The 22,462-nt window shown below is 67.6% G+C and carries 21 protein-coding genes and 1 pseudogene; all 22 read right to left on the bottom strand.

Features of this window, described 5'->3' with window-relative positions; all coding sequences use genetic code 11:
• Positions 1 to 10: 10 nt before the first annotated feature.
• Complete coding sequence (locus SRB5_RS08050) at positions 11 to 451, bottom strand: hypothetical protein (protein WP_153450725.1); 441 nt, start codon at positions 449 to 451, stop codon at positions 11 to 13.
• Entirely contained in the window at positions 448 to 1,944 is a 1,497-nt protein-coding gene (locus SRB5_RS08045; RefSeq protein WP_153450724.1) for a DNA cytosine methyltransferase, read from the bottom strand. The genes SRB5_RS08050 and SRB5_RS08045 overlap by 4 nt, the downstream gene beginning before the upstream one ends.
• 72 nt (positions 1,945 to 2,016) lie before the next feature.
• Positions 2,017 to 2,508, bottom strand: coding sequence for a hypothetical protein (locus SRB5_RS08040; RefSeq protein WP_153450723.1), 492 nt, complete (start codon positions 2,506 to 2,508; stop codon positions 2,017 to 2,019).
• Between the two features lie 56 nt (positions 2,509 to 2,564).
• Positions 2,565 to 2,720, bottom strand: coding sequence for a hypothetical protein (locus SRB5_RS08035; RefSeq protein WP_153450722.1), 156 nt, complete (start codon positions 2,718 to 2,720; stop codon positions 2,565 to 2,567).
• A gap of 55 nt (positions 2,721 to 2,775) precedes the next feature.
• Positions 2,776 to 3,429, bottom strand: a complete 654-nt coding sequence (locus SRB5_RS08030) for a hypothetical protein (RefSeq protein ID WP_153450721.1) — start codon at positions 3,427 to 3,429, stop codon at positions 2,776 to 2,778.
• Between the two features lie 241 nt (positions 3,430 to 3,670).
• Positions 3,671 to 4,660 carry a helix-turn-helix domain-containing protein gene (locus SRB5_RS08025; protein WP_153450720.1) on the bottom strand — a complete coding sequence of 330 codons (990 nt, stop codon included), beginning with the start codon at positions 4,658 to 4,660 and terminating at the stop codon, positions 3,671 to 3,673.
• Positions 4,661 to 4,749: 89 nt separating this feature from the next.
• Positions 4,750 to 5,880 (bottom strand): PD-(D/E)XK nuclease family protein, encoded by a 1,131-nt coding sequence (locus SRB5_RS08020; protein ID WP_153450719.1) that lies wholly within the window; start codon positions 5,878 to 5,880, stop codon positions 4,750 to 4,752.
• 31 nt (positions 5,881 to 5,911) lie between these two features.
• On the bottom strand, positions 5,912 to 7,003 hold the full coding sequence (locus SRB5_RS08015; RefSeq protein ID WP_153450718.1) for an AAA family ATPase: 1,092 nt from the start codon (positions 7,001 to 7,003) through the stop codon (positions 5,912 to 5,914).
• A gap of 22 nt (positions 7,004 to 7,025) precedes the next feature.
• On the bottom strand, positions 7,026 to 7,370 hold the full coding sequence (locus tag SRB5_RS08010; protein ID WP_228389867.1) for a hypothetical protein: 345 nt from the start codon (positions 7,368 to 7,370) through the stop codon (positions 7,026 to 7,028).
• A gap of 220 nt (positions 7,371 to 7,590) precedes the next feature.
• On the bottom strand, positions 7,591 to 8,175 hold the full coding sequence (locus tag SRB5_RS08005; protein ID WP_153450717.1) for a hypothetical protein: 585 nt from the start codon (positions 8,173 to 8,175) through the stop codon (positions 7,591 to 7,593).
• A 195-nt stretch (positions 8,176 to 8,370) separates the two neighbouring features.
• Positions 8,371 to 8,610 (bottom strand): hypothetical protein, encoded by a 240-nt coding sequence (locus SRB5_RS08000; protein WP_153450716.1) that lies wholly within the window; start codon positions 8,608 to 8,610, stop codon positions 8,371 to 8,373.
• Positions 8,610 to 8,780: pseudogene (locus SRB5_RS37050) on the bottom strand (Acb2/Tad1 domain-containing protein); the annotation flags it as partial. The pseudogene SRB5_RS37050 and the gene SRB5_RS08000, both read right to left, overlap by 1 nt.
• 63 nt (positions 8,781 to 8,843) lie before the next feature.
• Positions 8,844 to 9,746 carry a peptidoglycan recognition protein family protein gene (locus tag SRB5_RS07995; protein WP_153450715.1) on the bottom strand — a complete coding sequence of 301 codons (903 nt, stop codon included), beginning with the start codon at positions 9,744 to 9,746 and terminating at the stop codon, positions 8,844 to 8,846.
• A 62-nt stretch (positions 9,747 to 9,808) separates the two neighbouring features.
• Positions 9,809 to 10,126: a hypothetical protein gene (locus SRB5_RS07990; protein WP_153450714.1), complete on the bottom strand. Its 318-nt coding sequence runs from the start codon at positions 10,124 to 10,126 to the stop codon at positions 9,809 to 9,811.
• Between the two features lie 164 nt (positions 10,127 to 10,290).
• Positions 10,291 to 10,710, bottom strand: a complete 420-nt coding sequence (locus SRB5_RS36375; protein ID WP_228389866.1) for a hypothetical protein — start codon at positions 10,708 to 10,710, stop codon at positions 10,291 to 10,293.
• Between the two features lie 795 nt (positions 10,711 to 11,505).
• Entirely contained in the window at positions 11,506 to 13,791 is a 2,286-nt protein-coding gene (locus SRB5_RS07980; RefSeq protein WP_153450713.1) for a phage tail protein, read from the bottom strand.
• Positions 13,791 to 14,885: a hypothetical protein gene (locus tag SRB5_RS07975; protein WP_153450712.1), complete on the bottom strand. Its 1,095-nt coding sequence runs from the start codon at positions 14,883 to 14,885 to the stop codon at positions 13,791 to 13,793. Before SRB5_RS07975 ends, SRB5_RS07980 begins: the two co-directional genes overlap by 1 nt.
• A gap of 1 nt (position 14,886) precedes the next feature.
• Complete coding sequence (locus SRB5_RS07970; RefSeq protein ID WP_153450711.1) at positions 14,887 to 15,816, bottom strand: hypothetical protein; 930 nt, start codon at positions 15,814 to 15,816, stop codon at positions 14,887 to 14,889.
• A gap of 12 nt (positions 15,817 to 15,828) precedes the next feature.
• The gene (locus SRB5_RS07965) at positions 15,829 to 16,728 is read right to left on the bottom strand and encodes a phage distal tail protein (RefSeq protein WP_153450710.1); all 900 of its coding nucleotides are present in this window, start codon (positions 16,726 to 16,728) and stop codon (positions 15,829 to 15,831) included.
• Positions 16,728 to 21,464, bottom strand: coding sequence for a phage tail tape measure protein (locus SRB5_RS07960; protein ID WP_194292870.1), 4,737 nt, complete (start codon positions 21,462 to 21,464; stop codon positions 16,728 to 16,730). Before SRB5_RS07960 ends, SRB5_RS07965 begins: the two co-directional genes overlap by 1 nt.
• A gap of 87 nt (positions 21,465 to 21,551) precedes the next feature.
• Positions 21,552 to 21,857 carry a hypothetical protein gene (locus SRB5_RS07955; RefSeq protein WP_228389865.1) on the bottom strand — a complete coding sequence of 102 codons (306 nt, stop codon included), beginning with the start codon at positions 21,855 to 21,857 and terminating at the stop codon, positions 21,552 to 21,554.
• A 26-nt stretch (positions 21,858 to 21,883) separates the two neighbouring features.
• The gene (locus SRB5_RS35840) at positions 21,884 to 22,462 is read right to left on the bottom strand and encodes a hypothetical protein (protein ID WP_194292881.1); all 579 of its coding nucleotides are present in this window, start codon (positions 22,460 to 22,462) and stop codon (positions 21,884 to 21,886) included.

The following is a 22,462-nucleotide window of genomic DNA, read 5'->3' as shown; positions in this document are numbered from 1 at the left end:
GGGTGGTTGATCAGCTGATGTCGGGTAGTTCGAGTTGTTCCGCCTCGTCCGCTGGATCGGGCATGAAGCGGGCGAAGAGTTCACACCGCGGGCACTGCTGCTCGACGGCGCGGCGGTGGGCGCGCGACCCGGCGGCGGTGCCGCACGACTTCCGGATGACCGGCGCCAGCAGCTCGGACGACTGGGCTTCCGGCAGGGCGTGGATGATCGTGCCGTTGAGCCAGATCCGGCCTCCGCAGATGCCGTCGAAGTTGCTCTTGGCCGGCAGTACCTGCTGGATACACTCGGCGCGGTACGGGCATCCGCCGCAGACGTAGAGGTTCGGTGCGCAGATCGCGACGAGGTCCTTCTCCGTCTTCCACCGGTCGTCCGCCACGGCGAAGTCGAGCTCACCCCAGCACGGGGCGTGCTCGGCGACGTGCGTGCCGGGCTGGGTTCGGGAGCCGGTCACAGGACCGCCTCCAGCCGCTGGCCGATCCACCGCGCGACATTGACCGAGACCGCATTGCCCGCCTGCATCGTCTGCTCCGCCTGGTTGCCGTAGACGACGTACTTCGCGGGGAATCGCTGCCCTTCGAGTTGTTCGCGGGGCTTGAGCATGCGGAAGTAGCAGTCGTTGACGTCCGGGGCGGAGCGGACGAGAGCGGCCGAGTCCCGGGTGGAGAGGGTGTGGACCGGCTCGGCGGCCGTCTTCACCGCGCTCTTGCGGTACGGCACGACAAGGGTGTTGCGCGCTTGTGCGGGCACGTGGCCGGCGTGGGTGACCAAGCCGTGGTGGTTGCCTTGGGCGGTCAGTCCGCTGAGCGGGGAGTGGGCGGGCCTGGTGGTGGCATGGTTGCGGAACTCGACGATGAATGGGTCCACCGTCAGCAGGGCCTCGCTTTCGCGGGTGGTTCGCGTGCGCAGTGGTACGTCGACGGGGACGGCGTCGGTGTTCCACGAGCCGCCTGTCGGCACCAGGAGCGCGTCGCCCTGCTTGGCCGTGCGCGTCGGGAGGGGCCGGTCCTCGACGGCGTACGCGCGGTCGCCTCCGTCCTTGCCGTGAGTGAGAGTGACCGAGCTGGGGCGGTACGGATACTTTCGGAGGCCCGCGCGGATGCGCTCCATCGTGGTCTCCACGAGCGGCTTCTTGCGGTCGCCGATGCGCGTGCCGAGGTCGTTCCAGTTGATGATGTCGCTGGCCGGCCGGACGTACGGCTCGACCATGGCGTGACGGCAGCGGGTGTTGGGGCAGCGGTAGATGTAGTCGCGCCGGTACTTTCCGATCCGTACGCCCTCGACGTTCCACGACTGGATGCCGGGCACGTCTTCGCTGCAATCGACACACGGCGCGAGCGGCCGGGGCTCCAGGTCCGGCTTGCGCATGGTCTTCAGAGTGAAGACGACATACATCCGGTCGCGCCACTGCGGGGCCCGCAGGTTGGTGTCGTCGCCGATGTGGGCGCTGCTGACGCAGATGATCTGGTACTGGTAGCCGAGCAGCTCCATCGCCTCGAGCCACTTGGGGAACAGGATCCAGTCGAGGCCGAACTCGATGACGTTCTCCACGACGATGGCCTTGAATCGCTTGGCCTCGGCGGCCCGAACGACACACCAGGCGGTGGCTCTGGTCCGCTCGAAGGCGTCCTTCGTCAGGGACTCCCAGTCATCGCCCTCCTCGATGAGGTCGAGCAGGTCCATCTGAGGGGTCTCACGCCGCCGCCCGCCGGCGGGGCTGATCTCCGTGCAGATGACCGATGCCCAGAGAACATCGGCGTTGGGTAGGTAGCGCATCGGGAAGCCGGAGATGTCGATGCATGCGTGGTCGGCGTTTCGGTGGTTGGCGGCATGCGTGTCAAGAGCGAGCTGCCAGTGGTTGATCCCGAGGACCAGTTCGTACCCGGCTTCGACGAGTCCGGTGCTGCTGCCTCCTGCGCCGCACAGAAGGTCGATGACTGTGGCCATGGTGGGTGGTTGCTCTCCAGGAGGTCTGTGGCCGCCCGGCGCCGTGTCTGCGCGGCGCCGGGCGGCGAGGATTCAGTAGGCGCGGAAGCCGCCCTGCGTTCGGGCGTGGCGGAGGAATGCCACCCAGATCCGCCACGTCGGGTCGCTCCCGGGCCGCTCGGCGTTGTTCGCGTCGGGGTGCCCCTCGTAGGAGGCCAGCGCGGCGCTGATCTCGGCGGTTGTGACGAGGAAGCCGACCTCGTTCACGAGCTTGTAGGACGGGATGCCGTCCGGCGTCGCCTCTGCGGTGTCCAGGACTGTCTGGTACGCGGACTGGAATTCGGTGAGGCGCCTCACGATTTCCGGGTCGGGAAGGGTGCGTGAGGGAAACTCGAGATCCTGAACGGTGAGGCCGTAGCTGGACATCTCCGGTACGGAGGGGCAGGGAAGCTCCGTGACCATCCCGAACCTGGCCATGGTCTCGACGGTGAGGGCCAGGGTTGCCCAGTGGGTGAAGTAGAAGGTGTTGCCCGTGCCGCTGGCGACTTGGCCGTCAGCGGTCTGGATGTACATCTGGTGTCCCATGCGGAATCTCCGGGAGGTCCGTGCCGTCCGGCCCGCGGTGAACGGGCCGGACGTGTTCAGCGGTGAGGAGCGTGTCGGGGGTGATGCGCGCCGCAGGTGCTGCACTTCGTCAGCCGGTCGCGGGCTTCCTCGCGCAGATCGGTGACGATGATCACGGCGAGAATGACGAAGGCGCAGATGGAGATGGCGAGCAGTGCGCACAGGGCGGTCATTGCGTCACCCGTTCGTTGCGGGCTGGGCCCGGCAGACCTGGTTCCGTGTTCGGCATCAGACGATCGCCTGGCCGACATGGGCGACGTAGACGGTGATGACCTCACCGTCCAGTTCCCAGATGGTGAGCGGCCACTCCGCTCCGCCCTGCTTGTGGACGCATCGCCAGTCGCGCTCCATGAGGTCGTGGACCGCGCAGTGGTACTCCGAGATCGCCTGACGGCGGTCGGGGAAGGGGCCTTCGATGAGCTGGCTGATGGGGCGATGGCGCTTGGTCACGCCGTCGATCCGGACGGATGTGAGATCGATCAGCCGCGGGGCGAGATGCCGTTCGGTGACGAATGTGGCGATCGCCTGGATGAGGGCGGCGATGTTGTTGCCGTGCTGTGACTGCTCACCGTCCTCGGTGGAGTCGTAGACCAGCTCGTCGACGGTTGGGGTGTCCTCGTGGGCACGCCTGACGTGCCAGCCCTCCAGCTGCGAGGGGTTCAGCGGCAGGTCTGCCAGGGAGGAGATCCACAAGTGGGATCCGTCGATGAGCGTCGCGGTGATGCCGAACTCGCCGCCGGAGATCTCGACGTTGGTGGTGAGCGGGATACGTCGCAGCGCGGTTATCACCGGCTCGTAGGTGTCCCACAGCTTGAGCCAGAGCGGGTCTTCGATCTTGCCGTGCTCGGGCGGCGGCGCCAGGAAACCGAGGTTGTTGTTCATGAGTATCACTCCAAGAGGTCACGCGACGCCCAACTATTCAGAGTTGGGATCTATTTATTGAGCGGGAGGGGTGCTTGGTCGTGCGAGTTGTGGGGTGGTCAATGCCTCGTGCGCGGAGGTGGTGATTGCGCGAGGCTGGGTGGGCGAGCGGCCTTGGCGGCCCCTTCGAGGCGGCCATCTCCTTTCCTGTGGTTCTATTCTATATGCTTTGCCTGGGGTGTCTAGATTTTCGGTGAAATATTCACTTCGGCGACCAAGTATTTTGCGGCCCTTGGCGCTTGTCGGTCCGCACGGCATCACGCGCGGCTCTTCGTGCCGCCTCTACCGCCTCCGATCGTTCCTCAGCCTGTCGGCGACGGCTGGCCGCTTCGTCGTGCCACTCGTCCCAGAAGCGTCCGTTTGCCTGATGCTCGGCCGCGTTTTCCTCTCTGCGCTGCTTCTCGCGCCCAGCACGCGGGTTGGTGCCGCATCCACGGCATGAGGCAGCAGGGTGCTCACGGTGGCGCGTACAGCCCTTCGCCGGTACATCGTCTGCCGCCGGGGGCGGTAGGTCATTCGGAGCGGATGCGGGCTCCCCCGCGGCGGCAGCCGTGGGGGTAGGGGGGAAAGGAAGGGCAGAGGAAGGACCAGGAAAGGAAGGGGTTTCACCGGTGGAACCGATTGGGTTCCCCGCGTGAAACTCGTCGGGTTCCACCTGTGGAACCCGACCCTGTACAGCTTCAGGGTTCCCCTCGTGGAACCCTGTTTCTTCGGGGCCGCTCGATGGGTTCCCCGTGTGGAACCCGTCTTGGGTCTGCTGCCGACGATCGGCCTTGCGGGCCTCGACGTCTGCATGCGTCATCGCGGGCTTGGCGGGAGCCGAACGCTTCACCCCGGAACGTGCCTTGCGGGGGTTCTTCGGCGCGGCTTTACGTGCAGCGGCGGCCTCCCTGAGGTCAGCCGTGGTGGGTGTTGAGGGAACCCCGAGGGGGAAGATCCGGTAGGCGGCAGATCGACCCACCCGGCCGATTTCCACACGTTCCACAAGGCCTTTCTCGATCAGCTCGGTGACAATGGTGATGGCCCGTTTGTCAGTCACCCCCACCCAGGCTGCGAGACGGATCAAGCCGGGGCGGGCGAGGCGGGTCTCGTCGTCGGCGCTATCCGCGATCTTCATCAGGGCAAGCTTCTGGCTCTGGCTCAGCGCGTCGGGCGGCAGATACGCCGCAGCGATCATCAGTTGGATGGACACGGTTCCCCTTGGGGCGATACGAGCATGGCGGCGTGAGGGGCGCCCCGCCCGTCATGTACGGGCGGGGCTGGAGAGTCAGGCATGCAGGATCAGGCCGGCCCGATGTTGATGACCCGGGGTGTCTTCTTTCCCGTCTTCCGCCGGGGAACGGGAAGCCCAGCCGCTCGGAGGTTCTTGACCATGCGATCCGCGTCCGGTCTCATCGGCACCGGGATGTCGGCGATCTCGTGAAGATCGACCATCGCCTCCACGTCGTCCTTCTCCTCGTCATTCCCTCCGCGCCACGACAGCTTGTTGGGGCCGTAGATACCTGCGGGGGACTGGTCCAGTTTCTTGCGCGCGAATGCCTTGATCCGGTTGCCCTCGCTGCTGAGTTCATGTCCCTTCACGTAGTCGGCGAGTGCCTGTTCCCGGTCCGCGTCGTTGTGGATGAGCGCCGTCTGCTCAGGAACACCTGGAGCCGCTCCGGGCCAGCACCGGGTGCGAAACGGGCAGTAGTCGCAGATGGCGTCGAGGCCCGGTCCGTCGAAGTCGCGTGGCATCTCCTCGGGGTTGCCGGTCTCGCGTACGCGCTCGACCCACCACCGTGCCTCGGCGGCACGCCGTGGGTCGAAGTCGATCTCCTGAACGTGCTCCGCACCGTTGTCACGGTTGATGAAACGAAAACGGACGCGACCGATGTCCAGGGGACCCAACCGGGAGAGATACCGCTGCCCCGGTACGTCCTCAAACCCGACCTCGTACAGCGCACCGGCGTACAGGAGGACCTGACGCAGCTCGGCGGCGGTCGCGCCGTAGCGGAGGACTCGGTCCCACAGGTAGGTGGACTTCGTCTTCACGTCCTCCACCGTCAGCACGTCCGCAGGAACCGCCGGCCTGTGCCGTGCGGGCAGCCGACCAGCGGTTGCCTCGTCAAGCTGCACGACGTCGACGTGCCCCCGGATCAGGTCATCCTGGACGCTGCGCTCCACGAGCCACCGATACTCCGTCCGGGCCGACTCCAGCAGCCCGTGGTGGACGAACGTGCCCAGGATGGCGGCGCGCTTGTCGGCGTGATCGGTCGGCGTCCAGCCATGGACGATGTAGGCCGCTCGTCGGCCGCACACGGTGTCGGATGCCCCGAGCTGGGTCTGAAGTGACCGGGGACGGCGGGCGTCGACATCATGGGCGGCACCCCAGATAGAAGGTGCGCCGCCGCCGGTGAGTGTCGCTACGGACATCAGAGTGCTCCAAGAGGTGAATGAGTGGCGGTCACTGTTCGGCGTCCGCGTCCTGCTCGGCGGCCTTCCGGTCGGCGGCGGCGCGAAGCTTGTCCGCGTCCGTCAAGGGACCTCCACCCATCTCCGAGTGGGGATTGTCCAGTTCAGCCGCCCGTTGTTCGGCGGCGGCACGGATGGTGGCGATCTCTTCCCGGCTGAGCCGGTTGCTCGGGTCCGGGACTGAGCGCCACAGCGCGGCGAGAGCGTCCTTGGCCTTGAGTTCGGCGACGCGGGTCAGCCACGGCTGCACCAGATCGCCGGAGAGCGCGGGCATGATGCGCGGCTGGGACTCGACGGAGCAGCCGAGTTTGTTGAAGACCAGGTCCTCAATGCTGAAGTCCCGCAGGGTCAGGGGTTTTCTCTGGTCCACGCGCATGCGCAGGGAGCGGACCTTGATGACCTGCGGGTCGGTGTTGCGCTTCATCCGCACCCAGCAGGTGGAGTCGAAGCCCAGGTCTTTCTGGGCTGAGACCTTCCATTCGCTCCTGTTGTGCACCGGCTGACCGTTGTCGTCGGTCGCGCTGACCTGCTTCCCGCGGGCCAGGACGATGGAGATGCCGGGAAGGGTGCGAAGCAGGTAGATGATCCGGCTCCACCGTTCCAGCGCGTCGTTCCAGAGGTTCCGGCCGATGTCAAACGCGGCGTCCGGGTCCTGGAGGAGCAGCGCGCGGTTCTTCTTCGTCCGGCGGCCCCGCTCGTACGTCCAGTTGGTGAGCATGCGCCACAGGGCCGAGCCTGAGTCGATGGTCAGGACGACCGGGGGTTCCCCGGCTGCCGCCGCGCGACGTGCTTCCGTGTGGATGGCCTCGACCTGTTCGAGGATGTCGCGGTAGGTCCCGTCGTGCTCGATGATCAGGTAGTTCGCACCGTCGATGGCCGCGTACTCGTCGGCCGATCCCTCGTCGAGATCGATCCAGTACATCTGACCGATGCGGTCGCTGCCGGAGAACTGGGCTGCCGAGTAGGTCTTGCCGGCCCCCTCCTCGCCTTCGATGAGGAGGAGGGGCCACGGGACGACGCCGGTCGGTCTCCGGGTCTTGAGCTTGATGACGGGCGGCCTGGCGGTACCCGGTGGTGCGTTCACGATCTGGCTCCAAGAAGTCGTGTCAGTCCGCGCGCAGGGCGCGGACTTCGAAAAGCGGTGACCACTCCGGGTGCTCGGCCAGGAGGAGCCGGACGTACCGGGAGCGGAAGTCGTTGTTCAGCGCGAACTCGTCGCCTCGGGTCGCCGCGCCGTACTGGTAGCGCAGGAGTTCGAAGAGCATGCCGATCCCGATGCGGCCGAACCCCTTCTCCGCACAGTCGGCGGTCATCCGGGCCAGCGCCCGGAGCACCCAGGGGTTCAGCGCGTGGAACGCCTCGAACCGCTGCTGGATGGTCAGGTTGCCGATGTCGGTGGGGTGGCGGACGGGTTGGACAGTGCCGAACAACGGTGGCTGTTCGATCGGCAAGGCTTCCCCCCTCTGAGAAGTGAGACGCACACTTTGAAGTGTTGGAATCTATCTCTATCAAGGGGTGTTGTCGATCGGCAATGAAGTCGGCCCCCTGCGCGGCGGGCCCCTGGCGGGCGCCATCTCGTCCTCCGGCGGTTCGGAATGCATCCCGATGGATGCACTCCTATTCTATATGCAAACAGGGGTTGGATCAATATCAAGTCACCCTGTACTCACGCTAGTTGGGCTTAGCCGCAGCCTTGCCGCGGGGCATGATCCGGGCGCCGGGACCGTCGTAGGTGCCGTTGCGAAGCGCGGCCAAGATTTGCTCGTCCACGGTCCAATCGACGGCGCGCGCGCCGGCCTGGAGGACGGGCGCGTCATCGACTACCGGCTCCAGGAGCCAGATCGGTGATCCCGAGAGCGTGTAGTCGGCGGGGCGGAAGCGTCCCGTGCTTACCGCCTTGCGCAACAGGGCGCCGGACGGCAGGTGGAACAGCGCCACCAGCTCGGCCTGACCCACCAGCGGCGGAAGCTGGCTGACCTCCCCGACCCAGTACCCTGGCGCCTGTTCCTTGATCAGCCGAGCCAGCTCGGCCTCGTTGACATGCTTGGTGCGTGGGGTCGTCTGCCCGAAACCCTTCGCGAACTGGAGGAGCCAGTACGGCGACCCGCTGATGATCTTGGCGTAGCGGTAGTCGAGGGTGTGGTCACGACTGATCCACTGGCTTACCTGGAGACGCTTCACGTCATACAGCGCGGCGAACTCAGCCCCGCCGACCAGGTACGGCTTCCGTGCGGCCGGCCTCTGATCCTCTGTCACTCCAGTGCCTCCCGGTCACAATGCATGCGCATATAGATTGTAACCAGCCGCGCAGTGGGAGCCGGCACTGCCTCGGAAACCCGGTAGTGTGGGCCTTTCCAAGAGGTCGAAGGTCCCCGTCGCACGCGACGGGGACCTTCTTCCATTTCGGTGCTGAGCGGCCTGGCCCTTCGGGGCGGCTCTCGGCAGCGTGACCTATGCGGCCTCGTACTTCGGCGGGCGTGCCCAGCCCAGCAGCCAGCCGAACCGCTGGGACAGGTGCAGCTCCGCGAACCTGAACAGGGCGTAGTAGACCGTGGAGAACGCCGCCGTCAGCGCGGACTCGACAGGCGCGCTGTCGATGTCGACGCCCACGCGGAGTGCCTGGGTGATCAGCCACCCAGCGCCGACCGGCGCGGCCGTCCGGGCCAGGGACAGCAGATAGTTGTAGAGCATCAGTTGTCAGCCTCCTTGATTCTGCGGGCGACGGTGGCGTTCGCCCAGAACGTCGACTGCTCGCACAGCGTCAGCGCGAGCTCCTTCTCACGACTCCCCGGCAGCCACTCGTTGAGGGCCACGGTCAGCGCGCGGCACGCCGCGCGGACGTCGTCGTGTGCTCTGACCGCGTCTCCGCCGAGGCCGGTGTGTGGCGGGTGGTGGGCGAAGCGGGCCGACGGTCAGCAGGCTGGTCACTTCTTGCCGTAGGCGAGGGTGAACAGGTACTTCCAGCCCGTCGGGCCGATCGCTGGGTCCTTGGCCACACCCTGCGTCCGGAACTGCGGGTACCGGTTGTGGAACTTGACCACGGCCGCCTGTGTACGCGGCCCGTAGTTGTCGGCCAGGTCCCTGTCAGTAATCGTCAGGAACCCGGCCGCGCGCAGCGCCTTCTGCAGCGCCTTCGCGGACGGCCGCTCCTTGCCGGGGGCGAGCCCTGCGGGGAACACTGGCGGGGCGTATGTCGGCGTCGGTGGCTTCGGGGCGGCCGGCTTGGTTTGCGGCGACTTCAGGTGGCGGGCGACGCGGGCGCGGAAGTCGTTCATCGAGAACCCGCGGGGGTCGGGTTTGCCCGGCTGCCACTCCAGGTGCCCGATCACCGACCGCTCGGTCCAGCCGTGTGCGCGGCACAGCGCGGCGGCCCAGCGCGCGGCGGCGTCGAGCTGCTTTTCCGGCCACGGATCGCGGCCGTCACCGGCGTTGATGAGCTCAGCGCCGTAGAAGTGGGTGTTGCCGTCGGTGTCGGCCTCGTTGTCGGTGGGCAGTGCGCGTTCGGCGATGACGGCGGCGAGTACGTCGCCGTCGCCGCGGCCAGCGTGGTTGGCGCGGCCCCAGCCGACCATGTGGACGGTGCCGGTCTTGCCGATCACCGAGTGGCACAGCGGGCCGGGAAGGTCGGAGCGGCCGTTGTAGCACAGGCCGACCATGCCGGACTCGGTCGAGTACGGGCCGGTGTGGTGGATCATCACGCCGTGCGCGGGGCCCCAGGGTCCCATGTGATTGCGGTTGTGGATCTTCCAGGACCGCACCTCGCGCACGGTCAGGCCGGCAGACCTGAACACGGCGAGAACGCGGTCAGCCTTGAGGGGTGTTGCCATCGGACGCGTCCTGCTTCTCCCCCGCGCCTGATGAACGAGCTGGTACGAGCCTATCGGCCTGTTCAGACACGACTGGCCAGCCACAGTTGAACGATAACCAGGAGCAGCGGAGCGACGAATGCCGAGACCAGCCACTTCCGGTTGTTTGCTCGAGTCCTCTGCTCCTCTTCAAGTGCCTTCAGACGCTGGTTCACTAACCTCTGGTCGGCCTGATACACATCTTTCGTGACGACCTCCTCCAGCCGGTCGGCGAGGACTATGATGTCGTTACGGAGGTCGTCGCGGAGTTGCCGCAGGCCATCTCCCTGATCTTCTCGGAGTTGTTGCAGCGTACGGTGCAGTTCCCAAAGCGTGGGCTCGGCACTTGGAGGTTGGCTCACCGCGCACTCCTTGGTGGTGGCGTGCCCCGTGCCGTTTCCTGATCTTACAGGGGAACGACCGTGTCGTTTCTGAACATCAAGCCGTGACGGTGTGTGCCCCTTGGCGAGAGGCGCACACCGTCACGCTTAGTCGGCGATATCGCGGATTTCTGTTCGATTCGGTATCAAACCAGAACGACTCGTTCGGTTTCGCCGTCTGGATGACGGATCAACACGATGCTGCCGTTCTGAAGCTGCTCATCCACGAACGCATACAGCTGGACGGCTCGATTGATCACGTCCGTCTTGCTCAGCCCCGTGGACTGGGTGAGCTTATTCACAGCTGCAACCGCTGGAGGTACCAGAGTGACCGAATAGCGTTCGGCAGCCGGGAGGGGCGTGATCTTGGGTTTTGGTGACATTGCCTTCCTCCCCTCGTCATCACAGGCGGATGGCAAGGTCCAGATGGTGGACATGTGCTTCGACGCGGGCACCCGGAAGCGATCTACGTCGCAAGTATGCATCACATGGCGCGAGCGACGCAACCTCTGGGTGCGTTCGTTACGAATAAGTGGTGCATAAATCATCGGATCAGGTGCATGCATGCGGCGTCTGGGTGAAGAAGGTGTGGTATCGTGTAGACGCTTTCAGGTTGAAGGTCTCGAGTCGCCTCGAGGTCTCGAGCGCAGAGGAGGTGAACGCAGGTGATGGGCAGCTCTTGTTCTTGCCGGCAGGTGCGCCGCGGCGGGCGTCGAGGGCCTGGGGGCCGTCGATCCCCGCCCAGGAACTACCTGGGCATCGACGGGCCTAGGAGAAACGAATGTCATCTTCGAATCCGCCGGAACTTCCTACCCCGAGCGACAAGGCGTCGCTGACGATCAAGCTGGTCAAACATGGAGAAGTCGCGGCATCGGTCCCTGGCAGGGAGACTGGCTCCCTGCTTGAGGCCGTCATCGTGGGATTGGGCATCATTGCTGGCCCATCCGGGGCTCTTGGCGTGGCGAAAGCTTTTGAGCTGACCGGGCTTATGATGCCTTGGTGGGCTGGGGCTGGTCTTGTGCTATGTGGGCTATGTTTGCCGATCTTGGGGGCGGGTCTGTGGGTGCGGTCCCGCCGGCGTCGGCGGCGACGCTAGTCCATGGATCAAATAGATAGTTTGCCTCTAACGACTAGGAACAGTGCTAAGCGGATCTTGAGGGAGATTCAGGACTGCGGTAAGGCTTTGCCCACATAGAGATGTGCGTCTCTTGGCGAGGCGCACGAGCCTCGCTCTCGGCGAGAGGGCGAGGCTCCTCTGTGTTGTCGCGGGGGACCGGAAGACGGTGAAGGTGTGCCCGAGGCCGTGATTTGCCTGTCGATTCGTTCCATGCGACGGGATTCAGGCAGGGGCGGTTACGTCGTTACTTCACGTAAGTCACTCGGAGCTTAGGTGCGTTGGTTTGGCCGAGGCCGCGGGCGCGGCCGTAGTAGGTGTACGAGCTGTTGTTGGGGTCCAGGGCGATGCCGCGCCAGGTGGTGCTGTCGAAGACCGAGGTGATGTCCACCCACTTGCCTTGGTTCTTCGCCCACGAGATGGACTTGGCCTCGGAGTCGCAGGAGAAGGTCGACGGGCGGGAGGCGTGCCGGTGGGCCTTGATCACGGCGGTGCCGCCGGCGTTGTAGTACCAGTGGTCGAAGTAGAGGTAGATCTCCACCTTCTTGATCGTCGCGCCTGAAAGGTCCGTGCTCAGTGCCGCGGGGAAGCCGATCAGGCTGGCCTGCATTCCGTTGGTCGCCGAGTAGTAGCCCTGCATGCAGGTGTTGCCGTAGTACGAGTTGTAGGAGCTGCGCCCCGCATAGCTGCCGGACCAGGACGCGGAGTACGTCTTCGTGTACTGCTGGACCGGCGGCTCGGAGGTCCCGCCGCCAGTGTTGTAGACGCCTGTCGCCGATGTCTCGGGGCCGATGTCCTCCACGACGAAGAACGGGGAGCGACCCGAGGCGACGAGGCCGAGCTCCATGGTCTGCCCGGTGCTGCCGCCCGAGCACTGGAACGTCAGCAAGAAGCGGTGCAAGCCCGTGCCCAGGGTGGTGCCGGAGGTGACGTGCTCCAAGTGGGCGGTCCAGTAGTTCCCGGTATGCGACGCGGTGAGGATCACCATCTGCCGGATCGGTGAGCTGATGGTCGGCGTGGAGGCGCCGCCGTCGCGCAGGTAGACGCGCGCTTCGCCGTTGTTGGCCGTGTCGAAGTCCGCGGTGCTCAGGAACGCGATGCGGTACATACGGCCGGCCTGGATCCGCGCGGGCAGCTCGTAGTAGCCGATCTCCGTGCCAGTGGAAGTGACCGTGTTCGTCGGCCGCCCGTAGGCGATGACACCACGGGGACGCTCGTCGAGGATCGACTCCAGGTCCTCGCCGCCGAGGGAGAGCGTCTCGGCGACGTACAGCGCCTGCAGACCGGCTTTGCCTTCCTGGTCGATCGTCGCGACGGCCACGCCGTCGGCGCTGAGCGTCAGGTAGTTCGGGCGGCCCGTGACCAGGGCTACGGCCTCGTCACCGTCGCTGTCGAAGAGCTGCAGCCCCATCGGGCTGAGTTCCGCCCTGGCCCCGGAGGCGGCGGAAGCGGAGACGTACCGGGCGACCGCGTTATCCCACAGCACCGTGCCGGCCGTGCCACCGGTGTTTTTGATCCGCACCACGACCTGCGCGGTGCCGGTCGGCGCGGCCACGGACGTGACGCCCGCCAGCCGGGTCCACGCCCCGCGCACCGTGGTGGCGCTCGTGCCGGTGTTCACAGCTCCCCACGCCAGCGGCGTGCCGGCCGCGTCGCGCCACTCGGCGTACAGCGACAGGCGATCACCTGCCCAGTCTGTGGAGGCGCAGTAGTCGGCCGCCAGGAACATCCGCTGGCCGGGGACCGCGGTGATCGGGTCGAGGAGGGTGAACTCGTGGGCAGTGCCAGCGTCCACGCGCAGCGCCTTGGCCGTGCCGTTCCCGCCGTCGAGCAAGGTCCAGTTCGGCAGTGCCAGGCGGGCCAGACGCTGCACAGTCGGCATGCCCTCGAAGGACGGGTCGAGGATGAGGTTCTCCCCGTCTGTGCTGACCGCGAGCCGGTCCCCGGTGACCGCGCCCAGGGCGAGGGCGTCTGTGGTGATCGAGCCGTCGTGCAGGTCGGTGTCGGTGACCTTCTTCGCGACTCCCACCACTGCGGCCGATGCGGGGCCGGGGATGCCGGAGGTGTTCACCGCGATGAGCTTCACGTACCGCTCGTCGTACGCGTCGGGCACCGGCACGGTCACCGACGCGCCCGAGGGGGCCTCGATCGTCGCGGCCGGCGTGCGGACGTCCGGATCGGTACCGGCGCTGTTCAGCACGTGGACCTGGATGCGGGCCAGGTCCAGCGGTGCCACCAGGGCGTCAGTGAAGGTCCCGTCCCATTCGATCTGCAGACCGCCGATGACCGGCGTGACGACCGGGGTGTTCGGCGTCGGTGGCGCAGTGCCGTTCACCGCGGTGATGCCGGTCGAGCCGTCGGCCTGCTCACCGATGATCGCCCGCAGGGAGTCGTCCTGGTAGACCTCGATCGCCCCGCTCTCCATGGACGAGTACGCCAGCCGGGCGGTGCGGCCGCCGCGTGCAACCAGTCTCTCCAGATCCGCAATCCGCCTTGCCAGGCGAGTGATCTCTGCCCGCTCGGCGTTCGCCATCAGCTACCTCCGTACGTGAACCGGTCCGCGCGTTGCACCTGCAGTACCGCGCGTTCGCTCTCGTCAGCGCCGCCCGGCTGGATCTGGTAGGCCACGATCCGCGACCACATGTCGTACTCGGTCCACGCGTCGTGGACCCGGATGCGAGCTTCGTCGCCGACCTGCCAGGAGCCGATGGGCGCGGACGGGTGATCGCGAACCACGATCTCGGTGACCTCGCCGTTGACCATCCGGGCGACTCGTTCCCGTCGGGCACGGGATGCCAGCCGGTCCGTGCCCTTCTCCCCGGGCACCTCGAGGACGTACTCCAACCGCAGGCGGCTGTTGCGGACCGCGTCGACCGCTCGGCGGCGGTTGCGGCCCTCCCCGGCGCCGAGCGCGATCACCACTTGGGCATGGGCGTCGGCGTCGTACTCGACCGGCACGTTGTCGTCGATGATGTTCATGCCGGTCTCGAAGATGAGGTCGGTCCGTCGTGTGCCCAGTCGCGGCCACCCGATCCGGAGGCCGAGGTGCGGGGTCTCGCCCGCCCACTCGACGGTCTCTGTCCATTCCGGGCCGCCTTCGATCGAGGCCATGTCGTCTATGACCTCGCCGAGGACAGGGGCTTCCCACCAGTCCACCCTGTACGGCTCGGCGGGCGTGCCCACGGTCACCTTGGACGCGGTGGGGTCGACGGTCACACCGAGGTCGCCGTCCGGCTGTTCCTGGAGGTACGCCCATACGTCGCGGATGACGTTGCACGGGTCGGCGTTGACGTACGGGCCGCGGGCGTTGAGGTTGCCGTGCAGGTCGTGTCGGCGGTGTGGGTACGAGCCGACTCCGGCTGCCTCGAGGACCAGATCGGGGCCTTGTGCGACGGCCCGCCACAGCAGACCGCCCCACATCAGCCGCCGGTCACGCTCGACCAGCAGCAGCGTGTTCCCCGCATCCACGTACGTCGACACCACTGCCGCCAGGCGAGGTGAGATTACGCCGCTGAACGAGCCGCCGGCGTTGCGGGCGGGCCCGAAGGAGACGCTCGTGACCGGCAGGTCCCAGGAGTGGACCTGCCGGGTGAGGGCGTCCGCCACGATGTACCGGTACTGGGCCATCTCAGATCAGGCCCTCGGTGAACTCGATGTCGCAGATCAGGGACGTCCCGCCATCGACATGGATGTCGCCTGTCTCGGATCGCAGCCGAGTCTGTATACGCAGGGTCTGTGTGGTGCCGCGCTGGGCGGCGCTGACGGGGATGTTGTCGGCGATGACGACGGTCCGACGCCGAATGTAGTTGCCCTGGTCGTCGTCGATGCAGGTGTCTTCACCCTTGTCCGTGCCGAGGACGGTCTGCATGTACCCGAAGGTGTCGCCGTTGCTCTCCCGCAGACCGGCGATGGTCACGACGGCCTTGGCGTATGTGGCCCACACCGGGATGGGGATCTGCCAGGCCGCCTGCGACGGCCAGTTCCGGTACAGGTTGTCCGAGTAGGTGTACGAGGACAAGGTCGCCGGGAACGCGGTGTGCAGGCGGCGCTCACGACGCGGGTTCGCGATCACCCGCAGATCCGTGATCATACTGTCGGTGATCGTGGCCGTGTTCGCCGGGATGGCGACTCTGGCCAGCGGGATGGCGGTGTACCCGGCCGGCGGCTTCGTCGTCGTGGAGGACACCCCAGGGATCACTTCGAAGAAGCCGATGTCGTCGGCTGCCGGATCACGGGTGCCCTCATACTCCGGATCCTGGACGCGCAGGATCACCAGGTCGCTTCGGGCGGAGGCACCGGTAGCCGCGATCGGGACGTTCGCGGCCCCGACGTTGAACAGCGTGTACGAGCCCTGGCTCGCCGACGTCGCGCCGGTGACGATCGCGGCCCCGTCCCCGATGGCCACCCCCGCACCCGGAGTGGGCATCTGTCGGGCCTTGAGGTCGTTGCCCTCCACGATGCCCTGGTTCGCGGAGGCGAGGTTGCGGGCCATCATCCGCATGATCCGCGCGGAGTGCACGGCGCCGTTGACCATGAGGGGAGGCTGGATCAGTGCCATGTCGGGGGTTCCTCACAGAGCGGTGTAGGCGTCGCGCCAGGCGACGGTCAGACGGGTTGCGTTGGTGTACTCGGAGCCCATCCACGTCATCTCGAACGAGCCGATGGGTAGCCGGAACAGGTCCAGGCGGCTGGAGCTGGTCAGGGCGTACGCCGCTGAGGCCCCGTTGCGCAGCACCCAGCGGGTCCCGGGCCGGGTGTCGATCTGGAGGCGCTGCCCGGCCGGCAGGGTGTAATTCAGGGCGATGGTCTGGCCGATCTGCGGGCACATGATCCGCGGGTTCACCACCGGCCCGAGCAGCGTCAGCGACGGCCACGCGGGGAGGTTCCCGCGGTTCGTGGCCCACCGGGATCGGGCCTCCGGGTCCACCACGCCGGTCGTGATCGGAGGAGTGATGGGCGCACGGAAGCCGAGCTGGGTGGTCGCGATGGCCAGCGGCAGGCTGAGGGACTGCTCCACGTCGTCGTGCCACGAGGGGTCGGTGGCCACGAACTCCAGCCGCAGTGGGATCCACCCGTACCGCACGTGCTGCATCGTGATGACCTCCACCACACGGAACCGCCCGTACAGGCGCCGGGCCTGCCCGCGCCCCGGCCACAGTGCGCGCAGCACGGCTGACTGCCCGGCCGCGAGCCGTACGCCGGTGTCGGAGGCGGCCTCGTTCAGTGCGGCGAGCGCGTCGGTCGCGGCGGCCGGATCACCCGGTGTCCTGATGCCGACCTCCATCTGTACCTGCCGCGGCATCAGGTAGTCAGCGCCGGCGAACGCGCCGTCGTCAGTGGGCAGGTCCACGTCCTGCGTGCGCATGTCGGGCACGCCCAAGCCGGTGATGTCAGCGATCGGGTAGCAGGTGCCCGGCCCCATCAGCACGCCGGCGACCTCGAGCTGCATATCCTCGTCGAGGGCGGCCATCAGATGCGGCCTCCCCGCTGTGCGGCACGGAGCCGACGCATCACGGCCTCTCCGACCTGTACGCCGGTCTTTCGGTCGGCGCCTGCGGTCACTGTCACGGGCATCGAGCCGACGAGCGCGGAGGGCTGCTCCCTCACCACGACGACCTGAACCCCACCCTGGGGACGCGCGTCCACGAGGCGGGTTGGACCGCTCACGCCGGACTTCGTGAGCCGGTAGCCGAACCGGGTCGCGACATCCTCCAGGACCCGGGCGGCGGCGGACCTCGAGGAAGCGCCGAGTGGTATGTACGCCTCGGCCTCGGTGATCGGCTCCGCAAAACGGATGATGCCGTTGGACGTGGCATACAGGCCGGGGGTGAGGATGCCGCCGCCGCTGTAGGCCAGTCCCTTGTTCGCCTTGGCCAGGTCATCCAGGAACCTCGCGGCCCGGGAACCGAGGGCTGTCTTGATTCGGGCCTGTCCTGTGGTCGCGATCCGGATGATCTCGTCCTCGTCCATTTCCAGGACGTCGGCGACGGTGTGGAGTCCTGTCGTGGACGACTTGATCGCCCCGATGATGCGCACCAGGTCCGCCAGGTCCCCGGCCGGCACGGTGGCGTCTGCCGCCTTCGCGGCCGAGTTCGCCGTCCCCGCCTTGGACTTCGACTTCGCGGCCTCTGCGGCGATCGTCATGGCGTCGGCGTCGCCCTGCTCGGCGAGCTGGGCGGCGAGGGCCCCGTATCCCCAGGAGGCGAGGGTGGCGAGGTTCTTCTCGAACGCGGTCTGCCCGCTGGTTGCCTTCTTCAGCTGAGCGGTGTAGTCGGACAGCGTCGCCTTGGCGACCAGGCCCATCTTGGTGAGGGCGTCCGTCATCTGCTGGACGTATTTGGTGCTGCCCGTGGCCATCTTGCGGGTGAGCTCCACACCGTCTTCGCCCATATCCTCCAGGGCGTCGGCGACGTCTTGCCCAGCACGCTTGGCGACCTTCGCCAGGTTCGACCGCCACGACGATGCGGCGGAGGCGGCCTTCTTCAGGCTCGCCTCGAACTTGCCGAGGTCGAACACCTCCCTTCCCCTGACGGTCCTCGTCGAGGAGGACCGCACGTCCGATACCGACCGCAGTCCGGCATGTTCGGTGGGGCTGTAGTCCCAGCCCGACAGGCCGCCGTCCGCCAGCCAGCGGATGGTGGACGGGTCGCCGCCCAGGCGCCGCACGGTCTCCTCGGCGATCGCCCGCGATCGGTGCCGCTTGGCGGGGTGGAGGGGGATGTAGCTCTCGCCACCGGTTTCGTCCTCCGCCCAGACGCGCCACGCACCGGCTCGAGCGATCTGCGCCACGTGCTCCTCGCGCCGTCGTACGCCGCCGGCCGCGTAGAACTCCAGGACGCTGCCGTCGGCCTGCGGGGCCTGAATCATGTCGGGGACGCCGTTGGCGTCCTTGTCCCAGGAGGTCGCCTGCCGTTTGTAGAGGATCGGTACGACGACCGGGGGCGGAGGAGAGGACGTGACCGTGATCCGGATGTCTTTCGAGCCGGGGATGTTCGTTACCGACAGGCCGATGGCATCCAGGCTCGACCTCACCGCGGCCATGTCGCCGGACAGCAGGGCGCTTGTCAGGGACGCGGCGGCCTGGCTGCCCTTCTCTCGTGCCACTGTGGCGATCAGGTCCAGGGCACCGGACCACTGCGCGTAGGCATCGCGCCCCGCACCGGCGAACGCACCAACGATCTTCCTGAGCTGGGCCTCCGGTACCGGCAGGTCCGCGCCCCACACGCTCTTCAGGCCGTCCATGGCACGCTCGACATCTCCCGACAGCAGAGCGTCTTCGAATGCACCGGCCGCGTCCGTGCCCTTCTTCCGGGCGATCTGTGCGAGGAGACTGAGGCCCTTGTCGAACTCGTCGCGCGCCTTGCCGACCGACTTCTCGACGGCGCGGCCCAGGTCGAGCATTGCCATGTCGCCCAAGACCTTTTGGAACGCCACCGGGTCGTTGCGCTCGGACGCCTTCGCCCATGCTCGGGCGACCTTGTCGCCGTACTCGTCGGCGATACGGGCGGTCTCCGCCAGGCCGAGACGGTAGCCCTCGTTGGACCGTTCCATATCCTCCAGGACGATGTCGCGCAGCTCGTCGGCGACCTTCCGGTTGCCCTTCTTCAGCTGGCTGGCCAGCTCATCCAGCATTGGCGCGGCGTCGATGCCGAGGTCAGCGAAGTGGTCGGCGAGATCCGCGTAGCCCTGGACAGCCAGTTCGCTGAGGTTGCCCTGGAAGTCGCGCTGCGCCTGCAGCTGGGACCGAAGCTCCTGCACGTAGTCCTTGAGCTTGACGCGCGCCTGGTCAGCGTCCTGCCCTGCCTTCTGCATCGACTCAGCCACCCGCTGCTGCGCGGCATGGAACGCGTCGCTCGGTTCGACGGCCGAGCCGACCGCGTCGGCGAGGGCCTTCATCTCGTCGGTGACCTGTACCGCACCGGTCTTGTCGACGTCCGCCAGCGACATCAGATCGAACAGTCCACCGGAGTTCGCGGCCTGCTCCTTGATCCGGGCAGCCACGATGGCCTGCTGATCGGCGAGTTCGGCTTCCTTCTTCACGGCGTCGGACCACACCTTGTGCCGCTGTTCCAGAAGCCTCTTCGCGTCGGACCACTGCGTCAGCTCCTCGGCGGTGGTGTCGCTATCACCCCTTCGCACCGCCTTCGCGTGCTTCATCGCTGCTTGGTCCAGGCGCGACTTCAGGGCGGCGAGCTTCCCGCCGCCAGCGGTGATCGCGTCGATCGCCTCGGTCGTTTCGATGCCGACCTTCTTGAGCTCTTCCAGCGCGCCGTCGTTGGTGAGCTGCTCCACCAGCTCCCGCATGCCCACACCGGAACCACCCTGTTCTCGCTCCGACTGGAGGGCCTTGACCAGATCCTCGGTGGCGTCCTTCGCCTTCTGTTTCGAGGCCGTGTACGCCGCATACCCAGCAACGCCGAGGGTGAGGACCGTCAGCAGCCCGGACACGGCCAGACCCGCGCCGGCCAGAACGACCGGCATTCGCGTGCCCGAGGCCACAGCTGCGGCCTGAGCCATCCGGAACGCCGCGATCTGCACCGCCACCTTCTGGTATGCGGCACGCAACAGCAGGACCACGGCGGCGGAGGCCGCCATCACCGCCATCGTGGACTTCACCGGACCTGGCAGGTCCTCCACCGCGCCGACCACCGTGTGGAGGGCGGTTCCGACCGCCTGCAGTGCGGGCAGCAGCGCCCGCCCCAGGTCGATCCCCAGGGCACGTGCCTGGTTGGCGAACAGCTGCCACTGCCCGGCCACAGTGTCCGTCTGGATTGCGTACGCCCGCTGCGTGGCGTCCGCGCGCGCCACCTCGCTGGCGATCCCGGCATAGGTGTCCTGGTAGTTCCGACCGTCCGCGGCAGCCAATGCCAGAGCCGCACGCGTGGCACGGATGTCCCGCCACATGTGCTGCAGCCCCTCGGCGGTGCCGCCTGCGGCCTGGTTCAGCTTGTTGACGACGACGTACAGACCATCCTGCCGCAGCGCGGAGGCCGCCGACTCGTATCCCAGGTCCCGGATCGCGTTCCGCAGGTCGGAGGTCGGCGCCATCATCCGCGTCAGCAGCATGTTCAGCGCGGTCGCAGCCTCGGCGGCCGGAATACCGGACAGAGTGACCGCCGCGAACGCCGCACCCAGCTCGTCGAACTCGACTCCGGCTGCTGCCGCCATCGGCACCACATCACCGAGCTGCTGAGCCAGCTCCTCGAAGGAGACAACACCCAGATTGACCGTCTGGAACATGACGTCCATGACGTCCGACGCCTGCGAGGCAGGCATCCCGTACGCCTTCAGGACACCGAGCAGCGCCCGCGCCGACGTCTCCGAATCCGTTAGACCGGCCGCCGCGCCCCGAGCGGCGACCTCAAGGATCCGCAGCGCCTCCTCACCATCGAACCCGGTCGACACCACCTGGTACAGGCCCTCGGCGAGCTGCCGCGCCGTCTGCGGCAGCCTGGTCGACAGCTCTACGATCTGGTCGGTGAAGGCGCCGATGTTGTCGCCGGTGATCTGCTGGCTGATCGTCATCACGTTTGCCATCGCGCGCTCCAGCGCGATCGCCTGCGCCACCCCCACGCCCAGCGCCGCGCCGAGGACCAGAGCGTGCTGTGCCGACCGCCGGGCCGCATCGTCCCGCGCCCGTACCACGGCGGCCTCCGCCTCCCGCGTCCGTACGGCAGCGGCCTGCCGCGTGCGGGCCGCTCGCTGATCAACCTCATCCCTCTGCCGGGCAGCCTGCGTGGCCCGCTCCTCGGACTGCGCCGCCAGCGCCGCTGCCCGCTGCGCCGTTGACCGCGCTGCCTGCGCCCGCCGCACCGCCTGCGCGTGATCGTCCGCCGCCCGGGTCGCGGCCCGCTGTGCTGCCGCAGCCGTACGAGCAGCACGCTCGGCATCGCGGCCACTGGCACGCGCGGCCCGGTCGGCCATCGTCTGCGCTACCACCCGCGCACGCGCCGCCCGCTCCCCAGCCTGCAGCACGCTGGCCCGTGCCCGCTCGGCCCGCGCCGCCGTACTTGCCGCGACCGACTGTGCCCGCGCCGCCCGCTGCTGCACTTGACTCGCACGCTGCGCCGCCGTACTGACTCGCGACTGCGCGGCCAGCATCTGCGCCGATGCCGCCGCCTGAGCACGCGCGAGGTTATGCTGGGCGATCCGCACCTGGTTCAGACCCCGCTGCGTCGAAGCCAACTGGCCGTCGAACGCCCGCAACTGAGCGGCACCCTGACGCAGACCAGCCGTAAGACCGCCCGTGGACGCCATCAGGTTGACGTAAAGGTTGTAGCCGGACGCCACGCGTCACGCCTTCCTGGGCCGCAGCCCGATCTTCACCCCGCGCCCCTCAGCTCCCGAGGGAACCTGCTCCCGCTCCATCTCGATCAGCTCACACCCCGGGCAGCGCACCGGCTCCGGCACATACGCGAACCGGTCGCCCCCGAGATCGGGCACCCACTCGGCGCGACGGGTGCCGCAGCCGTCGCACACGCTGTGCCGGTACGCCTCCCACGCCAGCGCCTTCGCCCGGTCGAGCGCCGTCCACCGGCCGCCGGTGTCCGCACCGAGAAAGACGCTGTGCGGAATCCCGTAGGACGCGCAGACCGCCATCTCGGCCCGGAAGCTGGCGTCCTCGGTCAGCCTTTTCCCAGGTCGGCCCTGCCGGTCTGGTTGACGATCAAGGCGGCCGTGAACATCGACTTCGCATCCGCGTCCGCCCAGCTGTCGAGAAGTTCCTGCGCCTCCTCCACGCTCATGCCGTCCACGCTGGAGGCGGAGATCAGCGCCGCCGGGAACGTCTCCACGTTGTACTCGTGACCCTGATCCGCGCCGTCCTCCGTCGGCGGATGCTCCCGCAGCAGCGCCTCCCACACCGGACGGGGCAGCGCGCGGAACGTCAGCGTGAGAGTGCCCTCCTCCAGCGCCGCGTTCGCCTTCGCGAGCCGCGCATCGGCCGCCAGCACTTCCGGCTGACCAGCGATCCACGCTTCCCGCCGCTCAGCGCCCACGCCGTGTTCACCGGCCAGCCGTTCGGCCTCCGCGCGGGCCTTCGCCAACACCATCGCGGCGTCCCCGACCTCACGCTTGAGCGCCTGGTCGTCCACCCACGCCACGGTGCGCTCCGGCAGTCGCCGTGCCCGCAGCCGGGCCATCTTCGCCGCCCAGTGCGGATCACGGGTCACGGCCTCGGGCGGCGGCTCGGGGCTCGTTGTCAT

It is taken from the genome of Streptomyces smaragdinus (genome assembly GCF_009604385.1).
In the GTDB taxonomy this organism is placed as follows: Bacteria; Actinomycetota; Actinomycetes; order Streptomycetales; family Streptomycetaceae; genus Streptomyces; species Streptomyces smaragdinus.
This window is presented reverse-complemented; position numbering and strand designations above follow the sequence as displayed.